This is a genomic window from Trichormus sp. NMC-1, from assembly GCF_001858025.1.
Lineage (GTDB): Bacteria > Cyanobacteriota > Cyanobacteriia > Cyanobacteriales > Nostocaceae > Anabaena.
Window position 1 is genome coordinate 1 of record NZ_LZQD01000048.1, and the last position, 808, is coordinate 808.

The following is an 808-nucleotide window of genomic DNA, read 5'->3' on the forward strand; positions in this document are numbered from 1 at the left end:
GAATAGTGGTGACAAATCGTCTGTAAGTTTTAATGTTGATGTCTCTAAAGAGACTACTCAGGACATATTGGCATTTGCCAAAAGAGTGTTTGGCCCACTCGCTGAGTTGGGGGATTTACTATCAGATCAAATTCGCAAGAAGAGATTGGAAAATGCGGTCAAGATATTAGCTGAGACGAAAAAAATTTGTGATGAGGCCGGAATTGATCCGGAAAGAATTCCTCAATCTTTAGCTATACCTTTGTTGGAAAAAGCCTCCAATCAGTTCGATGATATTGGAGATGACATAAATGTTTTGAGGCTGAGGTGGGCCAGCTTATTAGCGAACTCAGCGAAATCAAAAAAAAGAAGTAATCTTCAGTTTATAAATATACTTGCGGAGTTGGACTCGCATCAAGCAGATATGCTTTCGCGAATGAAAGCTAGTGCAAACAAGCATGAACTTTTTAAACCTGATAATATGAACTCCTTGACTGTAGGTGCAGATCAGCCAGTTACCTGGGATGGAGGAGTAGTTGATAGTATTGAAGGGTTAAAAGCGCCAGGAAGACTTTACTTTTATTTCGATGAAGCAGATATCGCAAATACCGAAGAATTCAGTTTGGCTGATTTTGACGAGGCAAGTTCTTTTCTGCAGCTTCATCGTTTGGGGTTGGTAAAACTAAAGACTGGTTCATTTCGCCCACATGCAGATAGGGAAAAATGCTTCTATGTGTACATTGATATTACTCCATTCGGTTTTGAATTCATAAGCGCATGTGAAAAACCTGACGGGTAAATGCAAGCAAAGTTTTTCTGTTTTGTTTCT

The 808-nt window shown here is 39.5% G+C and carries 1 protein-coding gene; it reads left to right on the plus strand.

Features of this window, described 5'->3' with window-relative positions:
• The coding region (locus tag A9Y75_RS25845) for an Abi-alpha family protein (protein ID WP_143046520.1) at nt 1-778 on the plus strand (778 nt) is incomplete at its 5' end.
• Nucleotides 779-808: the final 30 nt, after the last annotated feature.